Raw genomic sequence first — 14,925 nt, forward strand, 5'->3', positions numbered from 1 at the left:
GTTGGAGACCTTCGCTGTGAGCCCAAGCAACCCCCTGCCCGACACCGATCTGAGCGAGTCTGCGCCAGACGCCGACACCCTGACCAAAGCCCAACTGGCCGAGTTGCTGTACCAACAAATAGGCTTCAACAAGCGCGAGTCCAAAGACTTGGTGGATGCTTTTTTCGATCAGATCGCGGAGCGCCTGATTCAGGGCGACGACGTGAAGCTGTCGGGTTTTGGCAATTTTCAGGTGCGCACCAAAGCCCCCCGGCCCGGTCGCAACCCGCGCACCGGCGAAGCGGTGGCCATTGCGGCGCGGCGCGTGGTGACCTTCCACGCCAGCCCCAAGCTCAAGGAGGCGGTGCAGTCGGGGCGGGCGTTGGACGAGGAGCCCGACGCTGCGGGTGCGCCCTAGTCCCTTTTGAGGGGGGGGGGGCTGCTCAGGCCGCCGCCCAGCGCGCTTCCAAGTCCAATAAAGCCTGCTTGCGTGCCAGCCCGCCGGTGTAGCCGGTGAGCTGGCCTTTGCGGCCCAGCACGCGGTGGCAGGGCAGCACGATGCCGAGGGGGTTGCGCCCCAGCGCGCCGCCCACGGCACGCGCCGCCTGCGGTCGCCCAATGGCGATGGCGATGTCCTGATAGCTGCACGTTTGGCCCGGCGCGATGCCCGCCAAGGCGCCCCAGACCGCTTGTTCAAAGGCGCTGCCCCGGCTCCAGTCGAGCGCCAGCTCGAAGCGCTGGCGTGCGCCGGCAAAGTATTCGTCGAGTTGGGTCGCGGCTTGCCGCAGCAGCGGGTGTGCGGGCTTGGGCGTTGCACCCGTGGCCCAAGCCGGAATGGCGAGCTGGTCGGCAAACCACAAGCCCAGCAAGCGGTCGGCGCGCGCGACCAGAAGCAATTCGCCCAACGGGCTGTTCAAACGGCTTTGGTGCATGGCGGCTTGGCAGCAAGGCAAGGAGCAACAGGGCACGCAGGCCACTGTGCGCAACTGGAGCGGGCGATGGGAATCGAACCCACATCTTGAGCTTGGGAAGCTCAGGTCCTGCCATTGAACGACGCCCGCGTGGCTCGCATTCTATTCGATGTGGCGCAATGGGAGGTCAGCGCGGGTACGCCAGCAGGCAGGCTCATTCGGTCAACAACTCTGCCACCAGCTTGCGCACGATGGATAACCCAGGCACCTCGGTTCGCTGGGCCAGGGTCACAAAACCGAAACGCGCCGTGGCCTTGAGCGGCGGGTGGGTGTCTAGCTGCACCAGGCCGCGCCCGGCGGCATTGATGGTTAGCACCACCGCGTCGCTTTGGCGTGCCACTTCCACCAGGGTGGGCGTGTCGTCGCAGCGCAGCGTGACCATGTCGTCGGGGTTGGCGGCGGCACCGTAGCGTTCGGTGAGGATGCGCGCCACCTCGTCGCTCAAGGGGGTGGATGCGATTGGGTAGGCCAGCACATCGTTGAACGGCAGCGGGCCGGATCGGCTGCACAGGGGGTGACCCGGGCGGCACATGAAACTGGCCGCCATTTCTACTTGGTGGCTGATGCACAGGTCGATGGCGGGCCGCAGCGCGCGTATGTCCACCACGGCGGCGTCCAACCGGCGCTCGCGCAGGGCGTGGATGAGCAGAGCGGTGTTGCCACGCGACACCTCCAAATGCAGCTGCGGGTGGTGCCGCGACATGTGCAGGAGCAGGGGCACCGACAACACAGCCCCCGGCCCCGAACTCAGCCCTAACTCTCATGAATCCTGCGCGACACCCCGGACGATGGAAGACACTGAGGGGGTGTGCGGGCGAGCTTGGGTAGAGGTCGGTCAAACCTTTGATGGCACATTGACCGCGATTCCTAACTTGACCCGCCGCCGACCACTCGTACCCTGGATTGCCTGCGGGCGCTGCCCTGACCCAGTCGGATCAGTGCATGCCTGACAGCCCACATTAAATGGAGCCGCCGGGCTTGCCCGGCAGGCCGTTGGTCTGCGGCACCCATGCTTGCCCTGCACGCTTGTGATTATCGTTCAAGCTGCTAGGAGAGATGCAATGGATTTGACCCCGATGCACAAGCGCGTGCTCGCGCTCGATGTTCACCAAGCCAAGATCACCGCGTGTGCCGTCGTCGAGCACGATGACGGCCGCGTGCAGGTGACCAAGCGCGACTTTGGTGCCTTCAAGCGTGATCGGCGCGCCTTGGCGCAGTGGGCGCTGCAAATCGCACCCGAGGTAGTGGTCATGGAGAGCACGGGCGTGTACTGGAAGAGCCCGTTTGCGGCACTGGAGGCGGTGGGCATCATCGCTTGGGTGGTCAACGCAAGGCACGTCAAGGCCGTGCCCGGTCGCAAGACCGACATGGCCGATGCGCAGTGGCTGGCCACGCTGGCGCGTGCGGGGCTGCTGCGCGCCTCGTTCATCCCTCCCCAGCTCATGCGCCAACTGCGCTTGGTTGCACGCCAGCGGCAAAAGCTGGTGGGCATGTGCAGCGCCGAGAAGAACCGGCTGCACAAGGTGCTGGTGGATGCGGGCATTCGCCTCAACGTGCTGGTCTCCGACATCCACGGCAGCAGTGCGCGTGCGATGATCAAGGCGCTGATTGTCGGCCAGCCCATGCACGAGGTGCTCGATCACAAGGGGCGGCTGCGTGCCAGCCGAGACGAGTTGTTCGAGGCCCTATGCACCGAGCAGTTCAGCGCCGCGCACCGCTTCGTAGCCGATGAGATCATGCAGCACATCGAGTCTCTGGAGCGGCGCATAGCGGGCTTTGATCGGTACTTGCTCGAAGGTCTGCGGCCCTGGCGGGCGCAACTGACGCTGCTGCAAACCATTCCCGGCATCGACGAGCAGGGCGCGGCCATGCTGCTGGTAGAGATTGGCGCAGACATGAGCGTCTTTGGCAGCGCTGAGCGCCTGGCTAGCTGGGTCGGCATTTGCCCGGGCAACAACGAGAGCGCGGGCAAGCGCAAGTGCGGGCGCATCCGCAAGGGCAACGCTTGGGTGCGAAGGCTGTTGTGCGAGTTTTCCCAAGCTGCGGCTCGAACGCGCTGTGCGCTCAAGGCCAAGTTCGATGCGCTGACTATCCGCAAGGGGCGCAAGAAGTCCATCATCGCGCTGGCGCACAAGATGCTGCGCACCATCTACGCCATGCTCACCCATGGCACCCACTACCGGGACAAGGAGGTTGATTATGAGGCGCTCAACGTCGAGCGCAACGCCCCACGCTGGATGAAGATGCTGCTCAAACACGGCTTCATCACCAATCCCGCAGCCGCAGCCGCCTGAGGCTGACCTACCCGCTGATCTCGCGGCCCCGGCCAGCCTGAGGTCAGGATGAGTCTCGGCTGCTGGTGGGGTGTCTTCCACATTAAGTTCATGTGGCCCGTGACGCCGGCCTGCATGCGTTTGCCCAGGGTTTTCAGGGCCTCGGCCTCCTGCGTCAGGATTTTGGCCCGTGGCAGCAGCTCCAGCCCCATCGCTGTCAATTCGATGCGCCGGCCCACCCGGTCAAACAGCGCTTGCGCCAGCTCGGCTTCCAGCGCCTGAATGCTGCGCGATAGGGCTGGTTGGGTCAAAAACAACGCTTTCGACGCCCGGGCGAACGAGCCCAGTTCTGCCAGAGCAATAAAGTGCCGGAGTTGAACCAAGGTCATGGCAGTTTCATGAGTTGAAGTTATTGAATAGCATACAACAATGCATTGGACTTTGTGTATCGGGGCATCTAATATGCACTTAAATGCATGCATCCAGATGGATCGCGTGCACTAAACATCACAAATTGCAGGAGCGCTTTTATGTCACTCTCATCCCCAGCCACCGAAGCAGCGCGCACCCCGGTGGCCTTGGCCCCGGCCCTGGTGGACGAATTCATTGCGGTGCGGCATGACATTCACCGCCACCCCGAAATGGCGTTTGACGAACACCGCACCGCCCAGTTGGTGGCCGAGCAATTGCGCAGCTGGGGCTACCGGGTGACCACCGGACTGGGTGGAACCGGTGTGGTGGGGCAGCTGGTGCGTGGGCACAGCGGCAAACGCTTAGGCTTGCGCGCCGACATGGACGCCTTGCCCATCGTCGAAGAAACCGGCCTGCCTTGGAGCAGTTGCCACCACGGCGTCATGCACGCCTGCGGCCACGATGGCCATACCGCCATGCTGCTGGCTGCGGCCAAGCACCTGGCCCAGCACGGCGCTTTCGAGGGTACGCTCAACCTCATTTTCCAGCCGGCGGAAGAGGGCGCTGGGGGCGCCTTGAAGATGATGGAGGACGGCCTGTTTGAGCGCTTTCCCTGCGACGCGATTTTTGCCATGCACAACATGCCGGGTTATCCGCAAGGGCGGCTGGTGTTTCGCAGCGGGCCCACCATGGCCTCGTCGGACTACGTGACCGTGACCGTGCGCGGGCGCGGTGGCCACGGAGGCATGCCGCACCGCGCCGACGACCCGTTGGTGGCGGCGTCGTCCATCGTCATGGCTCTGCAAACCATTGTCTCGCGCAACACCGACCCGCTTCAGCCCGTGGTGATCACCGTGGGCGCCTTTAACGCCGGCCACGCCAACAACGTGATTCCCGACACCGCCAAGCTCGAAATTGGCGTGCGCGCGCTGGACCCGGCCGTGCGCCGCGCCACCGAAGCGCGCATCAAGGCCTTGGTGCATGCCCAGGCCGAAAGCTTCGGCGTGCAAGCCGACATCGACTGGCGGCCCGGCTACTCGGTGCTCGTCAATAGCGAGGCCGAAACCCGCTTTGCCTTGAACGTGGCCCTACGGCATTTTGGCGCCGAGCGCGTCAACCCCAACGGCGCCATGCTGACCGGCAGTGAAGACTTTGCCTTCATGCTCGAGCGGGTGCCCGGTTGCTACCTGTTCATCGGCAATGGCGCCGATGGCGAGCCGGGTGCCTGCATGGTGCACAACCCGGCTTATGACTTCAATGACCGCAACATCGGAATCGGCGCAGCCTACTGGGTGGCGCTGACGCAGGATTACCTTTTCCCCGCCCCCTGAACCTCAACCCACCACCCGCAAGGAGACTAAAAATGACCCCACGCATCCGCATTCGTGCCTTGGGCGCCACCCTCGCCGCCAGCGTCCTTCTGTCCACGACCGGTTTCGCAAAGGCCCAGGCCTTCCCCAGGAGGCCCATCACCATGGTCATTCCGTATCCGGCGGGCGGCCCTTCTGACCACATTGGCCGACAGGTGCAGCCGCTGGCCAGCCAAAACCTGGGTCAGAACATCATAGTGCAAAACATCGGTGGTGCCAGCGGCACCATCGGCATCGCCCGGGCCTTGTCCGCGCCCGCCGATGGCCAAACCGTGATCCTCGGCTCGCCGATGGAGCTGATCATGGCGCCGCTGGCCTTGCAGGGTGTTGCTTACAATTCTGAAGACATGAAACTGGTGGCCTACTTGGTATCTACCAGCACCATTTTGGCGGTACGCAGCAACTTGGGCGTCAACAACGTGAACCAACTGATTGCCCTAGCGAGAAACTCTGCCAACAGGCCCCTGACCTATGGCAGCGTGGGCTACGGTTCGCTCTATCACCTGATTGGCGAAAAGTTCTCGCAAGATGCTCGCATCCCGCTCACTCACGTGCCCTACCGCGGCATCGCTCCCCTCATGACCGACCTCATGGGAGGGCAGATCGACATGGCGTTTTTGCCCATGGCCGGCACCATCATGCAGGCTGTCAGTGCAGGCCGGATGATAGGCTTGGGCGTGACGGCCAAGACGCCGCATCCGCTGTTCAACCGATACCCGGCGCTGGCAGCCATGCCAGGTCTGGAAGCCTTGGAATTCGAGGTGTGGGCCGGCATACTGGTGCACAAGGACACGCCCGTCGCCGTTTCCGAGCGCCTCAGCCGGGCTTTCTACACCGCTTTGCAGAACACCGAGGTGCGCAACTCGCTCGAAGCAACGGGCAACAATGTCATGAGCCCGCGCAGCCTGACCGAACTGGCTGCCTTCTATCGGCAAGAGACGGAGCGCTACCGCACGATTGCCAGGAGCATGAACCTCCAACCCCGGATGGCACAATAAGCTCGTTTTGCCTTCTGCCGCTTTCCATGGCCCTGTCTATCAGCTCCTTGGACGCCGCACGGGTCCGTCACAAGCGAGGCGGTGTCATGCCGGCGGGAGGTCATGCAGGCCCGCCTAGAGCGGGGGATGCCGACCTGCTTCGATGGACCGCCGCACATAAATGCCAGATGCTTGGCTGGCTGGAAAACAAACCGCCTGACTGGGCTTGAGAAAGTGAGCCAAAAGCGCTAACATCAGCCGATACACGCGTCGGGAGAGACTCGGTTGATTGCAGCCGGGCGCCGAAGGTGCAACCGCCCCGGAAACTCTCAGGCAAAAGGACCGGCGTGTGTGAGGTATTTTTCTGAAAAGTGGCCGTCTTAGTCAGTCGGCCCACCGCAGGAGCAAGTGGTCTGTATCGGGCCATGAATCTCTCAGGTTCCAAACAGAGGGGCGCGTCTCACGCATCCGGCGTTGGCGCTTCCCTTTCCGACGTTTTGGAGCCTTTCATGAAATCGATCGCAGTCATTGGTGGTGGCATCACCGGGGTCACTACCGCCTATGCCTTGGCTAAAAGGGGCTTTGACGTCACCTTGTTCGAGCAAAACCGGTACGCCGCGATGGAAACTTCGTTCGCTAACGGGGGTCAACTGTCTGCCTCCAACGCCGAGGTATGGACGCACTGGTCCACAATCCTCAAGGGCTTGAAGTGGATGCTCAAGAGCGATGCGCCGCTGCTGGTCAACCCCAAGCCCAGCTGGCACAAGGTGTCGTGGTTTCTGGAGTTCATGGCGAACATTCCACACTACGAACGCAACACCACCGAAACCGCCAAGCTGGCCATTGCCGCCCGCCAGCATTTTTTTGCTTGGGCCGATGCCGAGGGTCTAGACTTCAACAGCGAAAAACGCGGGATTCTGCACATATACCGCGACAAGCAGGGCTTTGACCACGCCGGGCGCGTGAGCCAGTTGCTGGCGGCGGGTGGCTTGCCGCGCCAACCCGTGACGCCTGACGAAATCCGCGCCATCGAGCCCACGCTGGCCGGCCAGTATTACGGCGGTTACTACACCGAAAGCGACTCCACCGGTGACATCCACAAATACACCGTCGGCTTGGCTGCGGCGGCCGAGCGTCTGGGCGCGACAATCCGCTACGGACAGCAGGTGCGCCGCCTGCGCAGCGATGGACAGGTCGCTTGGGTGACGGCCCAAGACGACGCCACCGTGGCCACCCACTGCTTTGACGGCTTGGTGGTGTGTGCCGGCGTGGCCAGCCGCGACTTGGCCGCCCAGCTCGGCGACCGCGTCAACATCTACCCGGTCAAAGGATATTCCATCACAGTAAATCTGCTGGATGAACAAAGCCAGCAAGCTGCGCCGTGGGTCAGCCTGCTGGATGACGAAACCAAACTGGTGACCAGCCGTCTGGGTAAGGACCGTTTCCGGGTGGCTGGCACGGCCGAATTTAACGGCGTGAACAAAGACATCCGGGCCGACCGCATCAAGCCACTGATCGACTGGGTGAACCAGTGCTTCCCAGGGGTGAACACCCGTCAGGTGGTGCCGTGGGCCGGCTTGCGCCCGATGATGCCCGACATGATGCCCCGCGTGGGCCGAGGCAAAAAGTCCAACGTGTACTACAACACCGGCCACGGCCACCTAGGCTGGACTCTGTCAGCCGGCACCGCCGACTGGGTGGCGAGCTTGGTGAGCTGCGCCAGCACCCCCGCTGTGCATGCGGTGGCGGCATGATTCAGGCGACAACTATCTTGACATGCGCCGAGGGGATGAACCGCAACCGATAGCAGCCGGGTGGATCGGGAGCCTTTTGGCCGTGTGTGGCTTCAGACCTCGCGCCGACGTGCCAGTGGCGGATTGCCCTCGAAATAGGCCACGATGCCGCGCAGCATGGCGTCGGCCATGTGGTTCTGAAAGCGCGGGTCGCGCAGGCGGCGTTCTTCTTCTGGGTTGCTGATGAAGGTGGTTTCGATCAGCAGGCTGGGGATGTCGGGCGCGCGCAGCACGGCAAAGCCGGCTTGTTCGACGCGCGGCTTGTGCAGTCGCCCGACGCGGCCGATCTCGCGCAGCATCACGTCGCCCACGCGCAGGCTGTCGTTGATCTGCGCCGTCGTGCTCATATCAAGCAAGGTGCGCTGCAGCACGCTTTCTTGTTCGCGCAGGTTGACGCCACCCACCTGGTCGGCAGCGTTTTCGCGGTCGGCCATCCATTGGGCCGCGGCACTGGTGGCGCCGCGTTCGCTCAGCACAAAAACGCTGGAGCCTCGGGGCCTGGGGGTGAAAAACGCATCTGCGTGCACGCTCACAAACAGATCGGCCTGCACCCGGCGCGCCTTTTGCACCCGCACCCGCAGCGGCACGAAGTAGTCGCCGTCGCGCGTCATGAAGGCGCGCAGGGTGTGGCCATTGACTTGGGTGCGGTTGACGCGATCGCGCAACAAGCGGGAAATGCTCAGCACCACGTCCTTCTCGCGTGTGCCGCCAGGGCCGATGGCCCCCGGGTCTTCGCCGCCGTGGCCGGGGTCGATGGCGATAACGAGCAAGCGATCGCTGCGGCCGCCGGTGCTGCCGTGGGTGACGCGGGGCCGTGCCGGTGCCGCTGCGGTCGCTGGCACAGGCTGAACGGGTGGGGTGATCGCCGGCCTCTGGGTCAAGACCGGGGCAGCTGTGGGTGCAGCCGGTGGGGCCGGACGCGCGGTGGCGGTGGCGGCGTTTGCCGCAGGAGGGGGCGGCAGCCGGATGGTGCCCAAGCCCGCCGTGACTGGGCTGCCCTCGGCGGGCAAGCGGGCAATCAGTTCGCCCAGCGGGTCAGGTGCTCGGGTAGGGGGGGTGACACCTTCTGCGGCGCTGCCTTTAAAGCCCGCGTTGCCTGTGCTGGCCGAGGCCGGTTCCGGATTGGGTGCCGCGTCGAGCTCGCGCAGCCGTTGCGCGATCAGTTCATCCAAGGGGTCGCGGGCCTGAGCGGGGAACAGGTCGAGCACGAGGCGGTGCTGGAAGGCCGCCACCGGGCTGAGTTGGAACACCTGCGGGTTGATCGGGCGCTTCAAATCCACCACCACCCGCACCACCCGGGCGGCGTGTTGCCCAACGCGAATCGCGGCCACGTTGGGGTCGTCGGGGCGCACCTTGCCCGTCAACTGCTGCAACATCGGCGCCAGCTCGATGCCCTCCAAGTCCAGCGCCACGCGCGGTGGGTCGGCCAGGAAATGGGGCGTGGCTTGCAGGGCGGCGTCGGACTCGATGGTGATGCGGGTGTAGTCGGGCGCGGGCCACAAGCGCACCGCCACGATGCCGGCACCCCAGGCCAGTTGGTGCGGGCCGAGCGTAAGCACGAGGCTCGAACCCAGCCACTGCAGGGCGCTGCGGCGTCTCATGCCTGCAAAGCCTTCAGCAGGCGCAAACCCAGAGCGCTGCGCGCGCACAGCCGCAGCCGGCGCCGTTCGTCGGCCAGGGTTTCGAGGTGCAGGTCGAGGTCGGGCATGGGCAGCAATCCAGCGGCTTTTTCGGGCCACTCCACCAACTTGAGGCCGGGTTCGGCAAAAAGTTCACGCAGTCCCGCATCTTCCCACTCTTGAGGGTTGATAAATCGGTAAAAATCCGCATGAACGGCATCCATGCCAGTGCCCCGGCGGGGGTCTGCATCGAGGCGGTAGGTCTCGACGATGGCGTAACTCGGGCTTTTGATGCGGCCCGTCACGCCCAAGGCGCGCAACAAATGGCGCACAAAAGTGGTTTTGCCGCTGCCCAAATCGCCCCGCCAGTGCAAGTGGGCGTGGTCGATCTGGGCGCAGTCGGCCAGCCGGGCGGCGAGGGCGGCGGTGGCGCTTTCGTCGGCCAGCAGCAGGGTCACGCAAGCCAGCGGCGGCGGCGTGGCGGCTTGGCTTCCTACAATCGGTGGGGTATGTTCGATGCGGCTCAATTCGTTACACAGGTTCAAGGCTGGGGCCGGGAATTGGGATTCTCGCAAATCGGCGTGGCCGGTGTCGATTTGCGCCACGCCGAAGCCGGGTTGTTGCAGTGGTTGCAGGCCGGGTTTCATGGACAGATGCACTACATGGCCGCGCACGGCCTCAAGCGCGCGCGCCCGGCCGAGCTGGTTCCGGGCACCTTGAGCGTAATCACCGCCCGCATGGATTATCTGCCCGCCAGCGGCAATCCCGGCTGGCGCGAGCAGGAATGGAAGACTCTGCAGCAGCCCCTGCAAGCCAACGTGGCCTTGTACGCCCGGGGGCGCGACTACCACAAGGTGCTGCGCCAGCGGCTGCGGCGGCTGGCCGAGCGCATCGAGCAATCCTTGCGGGAGCAGGGGGGGCCTTGCGAGTCGATGTTCAAGGCCGCAGGCCAGGCCGCGCAGCAAGCCCCGAGCTGGCGCGTCTTTACCGACTCGGCCCCGGTGCTGGAGGTCGAGCTGGCACAGCGCAGCGGCCTGGGCTGGCGCGGCAAACACACGCTGGCCTTGAGCCGCGAGGCCGGTTCGATGTTTTTTTTGGGCGAGATTTTTCTCAATTTTGAGCTGCCGCCCACGGCGCCGACCAGCGCCCACTGCGGCCAATGCCAAGCCTGCCTCGAGGTCTGCCCAACGCAGGCCATCGTGGCCCCATACCGGCTCGATGCGCGCCGCTGCATCGCCTACCTGACCATCGAGCACACCGGGCCGATTGCGCCCGAGCTGCGGCCCCTGATCGGCAACCGCATCTACGGCTGCGACGACTGCCAATTGGTCTGCCCGTGGAACAAGTACGCCCAGCGCACCTCTGTGCCCGATTTCGAGCCGCGCGCCGCCTTGCAGGCCCCCGAGCTGCTGCGTGTTTGGGCCTGGAGCCGGGCCGAGTTTGAGCGCCACACCGAAGGCAGCCCGATCCGGCGCATCGGCCACGAGCGCTGGCTGCGCAACGTGGCGGTGGCCTTGGGCAATGCGTTGGCCAGCGACGGCTTGGAGCCACAGCAGGCGGCTGCCATCCAAGCGGCATTGCATGCCCGGATCGAAGACACCAGCCCGTTGGTGCGCGAGCATGTGCGCTGGGCGCTGGCGCAACACCCTGCAAATCCTGTGGAGCAAGACCCATAAGCCCGCGCAGCCCATGTGCCTGCTGGCGGAAGCGGTGAGATTCGAACTCACGAACGGGGTTACCCGTTGCCGGTTTTCAAGACCGGTGCAATCGACCACTCTGCCACGCTTCCCGATACCCAACGCACGAGCACCGATTGTAAGCGGCAAGGGACACAAGGAGGACAGCGCGGGGAGGAGCGCGCAGATAGGGTGTGCCAGTAGGAGGCAGGCAGGGATGGGTCTGTCAGGGATTTTCTGACTGCATCTCCAGTCATTTTCCGACTCATGGCGTTGCGCGGGCGGCCTACAGTCAACACCAAGCTGGGCGCACGGTGCACCCGCAAACGCTGGAGATCATGATATGGTGACGAACAGCGACGCCTTGGGCGTCAGTGCCAATGCGCTAAATCGGCCACGGCCGGTTCCTGTGGGTATCAAAAAGTCGGTCAATCGAACCGAATACTGGCCGTTTACGCTGCGACTGGCCAGCGGTGCGCAGGATATGGCCAAGGTGCTGGAGATTCGGCACAGCGCCTACGCCCGCCATTTGCCAGAGGCCTTGAGCGCTTCGCTGCGCCAACCCGAGGCGATGGACAGCGCAGCAGGGGTGGTGATGCTGCTGGCCGAGTCAAAACTAGACGGTTCGCCCATGGGAACCATGCGCATTCAGACCAACCGCGCGCAAGCGCTGGCACTGGAGCAGTCGGTGCAATTGCCGCAGTGGATGCAGGGCTTGCCGCTGGCCGAAGCCACGCGCCTAGGCGTGAGCCTAGAGGGCTCGGCGCGCTTGGTCAAAGTGGCCCTGTTCAAGGCCTATTACCTGTATTGTTTGCAAGCCGGCATCCGCTACATGGTCATCACCGCTCGAGCACCGTTGGACCGTCAGTACGAACGCATGCTGTTCCAAGACGTGTATCCGCATCTGGGCTACATCCCGCTCTCGCATGTGTTCAATTTGCCGCATCGGGTTTTGTATTTGGATGTGCAAAACGTGCGTGAACAGTGGGAGGAGGTGGGACACCCGATGCTGGATTTTATGTGCAACACGAGGCACCCCGATCTGCAACTCTGAAGTTGCCAGAGACTTTCAGGTGCGCGGTGTGGGTGCGGCCTGCGGTGGGTCAGCTCCCAGCACCAGATCGACGTGGTCGAGCTCATCCGGCTTGAGGGTGCTGAGGTAGGCCATGAGCTGCGCATCGGCTATGAAATCGGCGCCGCTTTGGGCCTGCAAAATCGCATCGGGTAGCTGCGGCCGAGCCACCACGAAACCTTGCACGTAGTCCACCCCAATTTCGGCCAGCGTTTCCACCGTTGCAAAATCCTCGGCCCACTCGGCGATGGTTTTCATGCCTAGGTTTTGCGCCAAGCTGACGATCGCCTCGACGATGGCTATGTTGGCGGGGTGCTGGTTCATGTTGACGATGAAGCTGCCGTCAATCTTCAGTAAATCGGCTGGCAATTCCTTGAGATAGGAAAACGAGGTGTAGCCCGCACCAAAATCGTCCAGCGCCACTTTGGCGCCCACTGCACGCACCCGGTCGATGAAGCGGCGGGTGTTTTCCATATCGTGCAAGGCCACACTCTCGGTGATTTCGAGGCAGATTCGCTGCGCCACGCTGCGGTGGCGTTCGAGCATGATGAACACATCGTCTATGAAGCGTTCATCATTGAGCGAAGCGCCACTAAAATTGATGCAGACAAAGCGGTTGAGCGACAGCTGTTCCTGATGCTGTTCCAGCCAGTTCAAGGTCTTTGATAAAACCCATCGATCAATCATGCCCATGCGGCCGGCAATTTCGGCGGCATGAATCAGGCGTGCAGTGGGAATGAGCGCACCATGGGCGTCCTGCATGCGCAGCAAGACCTCAAAATTGAGCGATTCATACGGGCTGCGCAGCGACATGATGGGCTGCATTTCCAGAAACAGTCCGGCTATGGATGACTGACTGGCCAGCTGCTCGACCAAGAGCAGTTCGGTCTCGTGGTCTGTAAAAACATTCGAGTTGCGGTCGAACACCACCAGCGCGTTGCCTTGGCCTTTTTTGGCCATGCGGCAGGCATGATCAGAGGTCGAGACCACATCTTTGGCCAGGCTTCCCGCCGCCACTTCAATCAAACCGATGGAGCTGCGCACCTGAAAAGCGCGTTCGCCGACTTGGCAGGGGTTGCCGCCGATCTGCTGTAGGATTTCACGGCACGTGGCTTCGGCAACTGCCAGCGGGGTATTGGGCATCACAAATAGAAATTCATCTCCACCCACGCGGCCCAAGTGCATCTCTGGCCCCAGCGGAATTTGGGCGCGTTGGCAAACGGTCTGCAGCACCGCGTCCCCAGCCGCGTGACCGTAGAGGTCGTTGATGAGCTTGAATCGGTCCAGATCGAGGTAGGCGACAGCCAATGGTTTGCCAAGCCCAATGTCCGAGATGCTGGAATTGAGAATCTGCTCGATGCCGTGCCGGTTGAGGACCTTGGTTAGGGTGTCGTGATGGGCCAAGAACTTCAGGTTTTCGGTGGCTAGGGATTTTTCAGTGATGTCTTGGAAGGTGCCTTCAATTTTGTCGCCAGCCCGGGTGGCGCGCACCTGGAAGCGCCGCGGCGTTTGATCGGGGTGCTCAATTATCACCTCCAGTTCGGCGGTCGAGCAGGTTTGTGTTTGCTCGAGCAGGGCTTGCCAGTGCGCAGAACCAAAGCGTTGCGGCCAGGTTTGTTTGCGCAATGCCGGATCGCTGGTCTGGAGCATGTTCAGCAAGGCCGGATTGGCGCTGCTTAGGCTTCCGTCCAAATCAAGGGTGAACAGACCGATGGGTATCACTTCATAGGTGTGTTGCAGCTCGGCCTGCGCAGCCAGTTTTTGTAGCTGGGCTTGCCGCATCTGTTCAGCAATGGCCAGCGAAGCGAGCAAGCTTGATGCCAAGGCGGCGGTGAGGCTGTTGAAGCTGCCGATCCAGCCTTTAAGTCCTAATGCGGCTGCCGCAACTTCATAAAGGCTTGCAAAAAGGGCGATGCCAATTGATGCTGCGTACCACAAGGCTACTCGAGATTGGGTGCGAAGCAATATTCGGGTGAGCATGAATAGCAAAATAGCCACACCCAAACCAGTAAAGACCCATATTAATGGTAAAAAATGCGCATAGGGTAGGGTGAGCGCCAGCAGCAGCAAGGGTGGGCAAGACCATTTGGCGACATTGATCAATATTTTATATCCAACTCCACTGAGTTCTTCCTTAAATAGAGAAATAAACAATGTAAATGTAACCACGTAATACAAAGCCAGCGTCAACGGTCGCATGGTTTGCTGCCATGCAAACGGGATGGTATGCCCCAGCCATTGCTGATCCCAGCCCATCGAGAGCGCGGCCATGCGCAGGTTCACCACCAGCCAGGCGGCAAACAGGATGTAGGTGCGGTTGCGGTTGATGAAGCCGGCAATCAGGGTAAAGAGCGCCAGCACCAGAATGCCGCCATCGAGCAGCCCCGAGCCGCGGTGGAATTGCAATTCGCGCGAGGACAGTTCGGCCGCGGCCCACTGCAGGGCGCTGATGCGCCCCGGGCCCACCAGCACGGTGCGACACAGCAGGGCTTGGGCACCGCTGGGGTCGAGGGCAAAGCCGGCGCGGACCGGCAGGATGGAACCTTGTGGCGGCGTAGTCCGCGAAGCTGCGCCCAGGATTTGCAGGGTGCTGGCGTTCCAGCAACTCAGGCTGTAGGTGTGGCGTGAGGGGAATTCGATCCGAATGGCTTGGGTCGCGGGCAAGGGTTGCAGCAACAGCCAAAAGGGTGACTCTTGCAATTCGGTGTCTTGCTGTGGAACGGGGGCTGGTGCGGCTTGCCTCAGTTGCTGCAGCGCATCGGAGGCTTGCCAATTTCCTTGCGT

Annotated in this window: 13 protein-coding genes, 2 tRNA genes and 1 riboswitch; of the genes, 7 read left to right on the forward strand and 8 right to left on the reverse strand. The window is 62.9% G+C overall.

Going from position 1 to position 14,925, the window contains the following annotated elements; genetic code table 11:
• Nucleotides 1–16 precede the first annotated feature (16 nt).
• The gene (locus SRAA_RS04335; RefSeq protein WP_420834925.1) at nt 17–397 is read left to right on the forward strand and encodes an integration host factor subunit alpha; all 381 of its coding nucleotides are present in this window, start codon (nt 17–19) and stop codon (nt 395–397) included.
• A gap of 25 nt (nt 398–422) precedes the next feature.
• Here SRAA_RS04335 and SRAA_RS04340 read toward each other — a convergent pair whose 3' ends face one another.
• The 3 genes from SRAA_RS04340 to SRAA_RS04350 all read right to left on the reverse strand — a co-directional run bounded on the left by SRAA_RS04340 (nt 423) and on the right by SRAA_RS04350 (nt 1,701).
• Nucleotides 423–911 carry a methylated-DNA--[protein]-cysteine S-methyltransferase gene (locus SRAA_RS04340; protein ID WP_045531182.1) on the reverse strand — a complete coding sequence of 163 codons (489 nt, stop codon included), beginning with the start codon at nt 909–911 and terminating at the stop codon, nt 423–425.
• A 55-nt stretch (nt 912–966) separates the two neighbouring features.
• Nucleotides 967–1,040 (reverse strand) — tRNA-Gly (locus tag SRAA_RS04345).
• Nucleotides 1,041–1,104: 64 nt separating this feature from the next.
• On the reverse strand, nt 1,105–1,701 hold the full coding sequence (locus tag SRAA_RS04350; protein WP_082039900.1) for a LysR family transcriptional regulator substrate-binding protein: 597 nt from the start codon (nt 1,699–1,701) through the stop codon (nt 1,105–1,107).
• 310 nt (nt 1,702–2,011) lie between these two features.
• Between SRAA_RS04350 and SRAA_RS04355 the strand changes: the two genes are divergently transcribed.
• Nucleotides 2,012–3,244, forward strand: coding sequence for an IS110 family RNA-guided transposase (locus SRAA_RS04355; protein WP_045530664.1), 1,233 nt, complete (start codon nt 2,012–2,014; stop codon nt 3,242–3,244).
• Here the strand turns inward: SRAA_RS04355 and SRAA_RS12205 are convergent.
• Nucleotides 3,148–3,612 carry a LysR family transcriptional regulator gene (locus tag SRAA_RS12205; RefSeq protein WP_144318703.1) on the reverse strand — a complete coding sequence of 155 codons (465 nt, stop codon included), beginning with the start codon at nt 3,610–3,612 and terminating at the stop codon, nt 3,148–3,150. The genes SRAA_RS04355 and SRAA_RS12205 overlap by 97 nt on opposite strands.
• 141 nt (nt 3,613–3,753) lie before the next feature.
• On the opposite strand from SRAA_RS12205, the gene SRAA_RS04365 reads away from it, so the two are divergent.
• The 3 genes from SRAA_RS04365 to SRAA_RS04375 all read left to right on the forward strand — a co-directional run bounded on the left by SRAA_RS04365 (nt 3,754) and on the right by SRAA_RS04375 (nt 7,735).
• Entirely contained in the window at nt 3,754–4,965 is a 1,212-nt protein-coding gene (locus SRAA_RS04365) for a M20 aminoacylase family protein (RefSeq protein WP_082039902.1), read from the forward strand.
• Between the two features lie 32 nt (nt 4,966–4,997).
• Complete coding sequence (locus SRAA_RS04370; RefSeq protein ID WP_045531184.1) at nt 4,998–6,002, forward strand: Bug family tripartite tricarboxylate transporter substrate binding protein; 1,005 nt, start codon at nt 4,998–5,000, stop codon at nt 6,000–6,002.
• A 240-nt stretch (nt 6,003–6,242) separates the two neighbouring features.
• Nucleotides 6,243–6,336: riboswitch (glycine riboswitch) on the forward strand.
• Between the two features lie 70 nt (nt 6,337–6,406).
• Nucleotides 6,407–7,735, forward strand: a complete 1,329-nt coding sequence (locus SRAA_RS04375; protein ID WP_338056377.1) for a D-amino acid dehydrogenase — start codon at nt 6,407–6,409, stop codon at nt 7,733–7,735.
• Nucleotides 7,736–7,827: 92 nt separating this feature from the next.
• Here the strand turns inward: SRAA_RS04375 and SRAA_RS04380 are convergent, their stop codons facing one another.
• On the reverse strand, nt 7,828–9,375 hold the full coding sequence (locus SRAA_RS04380) for an N-acetylmuramoyl-L-alanine amidase (protein WP_045531186.1): 1,548 nt from the start codon (nt 9,373–9,375) through the stop codon (nt 7,828–7,830).
• The gene (gene tsaE, locus SRAA_RS04385) at nt 9,372–9,938 is read right to left on the reverse strand and encodes a tRNA (adenosine(37)-N6)-threonylcarbamoyltransferase complex ATPase subunit type 1 TsaE (protein WP_231849334.1); all 567 of its coding nucleotides are present in this window, start codon (nt 9,936–9,938) and stop codon (nt 9,372–9,374) included. The genes SRAA_RS04380 and tsaE overlap by 4 nt, the downstream gene beginning before the upstream one ends.
• Between tsaE and queG the strand changes: the two genes are divergently transcribed.
• Nucleotides 9,903–11,069: a tRNA epoxyqueuosine(34) reductase QueG gene (gene queG, locus SRAA_RS04390; RefSeq protein WP_045531188.1), complete on the forward strand. Its 1,167-nt coding sequence runs from the start codon at nt 9,903–9,905 to the stop codon at nt 11,067–11,069. The two genes, tsaE and queG, sit on opposite strands and share 36 nt — an antisense overlap.
• Before the next feature lie 23 nt (nt 11,070–11,092).
• Here queG and SRAA_RS04395 read toward each other — a convergent pair.
• Nucleotides 11,093–11,182 (reverse strand) — tRNA-Ser (locus SRAA_RS04395).
• Nucleotides 11,183–11,412: 230 nt separating this feature from the next.
• Here SRAA_RS04395 and SRAA_RS04400 point away from each other — a divergent pair.
• On the forward strand, nt 11,413–12,123 hold the full coding sequence (locus tag SRAA_RS04400) for an N-acyl amino acid synthase FeeM domain-containing protein (RefSeq protein WP_045533263.1): 711 nt from the start codon (nt 11,413–11,415) through the stop codon (nt 12,121–12,123).
• 15 nt (nt 12,124–12,138) lie between these two features.
• Here the strand turns inward: SRAA_RS04400 and SRAA_RS04405 are convergent, their stop codons facing one another.
• Nucleotides 12,139–14,805, reverse strand: a complete 2,667-nt coding sequence (locus SRAA_RS04405; RefSeq protein ID WP_171820218.1) for an EAL domain-containing protein — start codon at nt 14,803–14,805, stop codon at nt 12,139–12,141.
• Between the last annotated feature and the right edge of the window lie 120 nt (nt 14,806–14,925).

Origin of the sequence: Serpentinimonas raichei, assembly GCF_000828895.1 — a bacterium.
Taxonomy (GTDB): domain Bacteria; phylum Pseudomonadota; class Gammaproteobacteria; order Burkholderiales; family Burkholderiaceae_C; genus Serpentinimonas; species Serpentinimonas raichei.

Bases quoted from the DNA above. Each gene is read 5' to 3' on its own strand.
- SRAA_RS12205 (WP_144318703.1), bottom strand. From the start codon at position 3,612: ATGACCTTGGTTCAACTCCGGCACTTTATTGCTCTGGCAGAACTGGGC.
- SRAA_RS04400 (WP_045533263.1), top strand. From the start codon at position 11,413: ATGGTGACGAACAGCGACGCCTTGGGCGTCAGTGCCAATGCGCTAAAT.
- SRAA_RS04340 (WP_045531182.1), bottom strand. From the start codon at position 911: ATGCACCAAAGCCGTTTGAACAGCCCGTTGGGCGAATTGCTTCTGGTC.
- SRAA_RS04355 (WP_045530664.1), top strand. From the start codon at position 2,012: ATGGATTTGACCCCGATGCACAAGCGCGTGCTCGCGCTCGATGTTCAC.
- SRAA_RS04365 (WP_082039902.1), top strand. From the start codon at position 3,754: ATGTCACTCTCATCCCCAGCCACCGAAGCAGCGCGCACCCCGGTGGCC.
- SRAA_RS04380 (WP_045531186.1), bottom strand. From the start codon at position 9,375: ATGAGACGCCGCAGCGCCCTGCAGTGGCTGGGTTCGAGCCTCGTGCTT.
- SRAA_RS04375 (WP_338056377.1), top strand. From the start codon at position 6,407: ATGAATCTCTCAGGTTCCAAACAGAGGGGCGCGTCTCACGCATCCGGC.
- SRAA_RS04370 (WP_045531184.1), top strand. From the start codon at position 4,998: ATGACCCCACGCATCCGCATTCGTGCCTTGGGCGCCACCCTCGCCGCC.
- queG (WP_045531188.1), top strand. From the start codon at position 9,903: ATGTTCGATGCGGCTCAATTCGTTACACAGGTTCAAGGCTGGGGCCGG.